The organism is Collinsella aerofaciens, from assembly GCF_025289055.1.
Taxonomy (GTDB): domain Bacteria; phylum Actinomycetota; class Coriobacteriia; order Coriobacteriales; family Coriobacteriaceae; genus Collinsella.
In genome coordinates this window covers 1-1,078 of the sequence record NZ_JAESIQ010000049.1, presented here as the reverse complement: position 1 = coordinate 1,078, position 1,078 = coordinate 1, and the positions used below count along the sequence as shown (strand labels likewise).

Here is a 1,078-nt window from a genome sequence, read left to right as displayed (position 1 = left end):
TGAACTGCACCCCAAAACTTGGACGGCTTAAATAAGAACTACGCCGCAAGGGACTGTCTCCGGAACTCCTCCGGGGTCAGTCCCTTCAGTTTAACCTGGCGCCTCCTCGTGTTCCAATGGACCACGAAGTCGTCGAGGTCCGCCTTGAAGGACTCGAAGTCCGGCCACGTCCTTCCGCGGAAGAACTCGTCCTTGATGTGGCCGAACACCTGCTCCGTCGCGCCGTTGTCGATGCAGTTGCCCTTCCGGGACATGCTCTGCACCACGCCGGCCTCCTCCAACCGCCTGCACCAACCGGCCTGCTGGTACTGCCAGCCCATGTCCGAGTGCAGGATCGGCCTGGAGCCCTCGGGCTTCCTGGACACGAGCTGGTCGAGCAGCTCGTGCTGCTGAGCCATGTTGGGGTGCAGCGACGTGGACCAGGCGACGATCTCCTTGCTGCCGAAGTCGTAGACCGGCGCGAAGTAGGCCTTGCCCCAGGGCTGCTTGAACTCGGTGACGTCGGTGCCCATCTTCTCCCACGGCCCGTCGGCGGCGAAGTCCCTGCCGATGACGTTCTCGAAGGTCTTTCCGACCTTGCCCCTGTACGAGTTGTACCTGTGGTAGTCGGTCTCGCGGCGGATCCCGCAGCTGATGCCCATCTCGTGCATCATCTTGAGCGCCGTCTTGTCGGCTATGCGCACGCCCCGCTCGGCGCGCAGGCACATGGCGATCTGCCTGTGGCCGCACCCGTTGGCGGTGCGCGAGAATATCTCGGCGGCGGCCTCCCAGAGCTCGGGCCTGGTGGGAGCCTTCGGGTGCGACAGCGCGTAGTAGTAGCTCGACCTCGCCAGGCCGGCGCACTCCAGCAGGCACCCCAGCCCGTACCCCTCTTCGCGCAGGGCGCTCACGGCCTCGACCTTCGCCCTGGTCAGAGCCCGTCCCTCTCGACCAGGGCACGCAATTTTTTTAGGTAGGCCACCTCGGTCTCGAGCCTTCGGCAGCGCTCCTCGAGCTCCTGCTCGCGCGTGCGCGGCCTCGCCTTGGAACCGCTCGGCCGGCCCTTGGGCCTCGGGCGCAGGGCCTCCGCGCCGCCCTC

General features: G+C 66.1%; 1 protein-coding gene. It reads right to left on the bottom strand.

Going from position 1 to position 1,078, the window contains the following annotated elements:
• Positions 1-38 precede the first annotated feature (38 nt).
• The gene (locus tag JMJ97_RS09440) at positions 39-890 is read right to left on the bottom strand and encodes an IS3 family transposase (RefSeq protein WP_260700108.1); all 852 of its coding nucleotides are present in this window, start codon (positions 888-890) and stop codon (positions 39-41) included.
• Positions 891-1,078 lie beyond the last annotated feature (188 nt).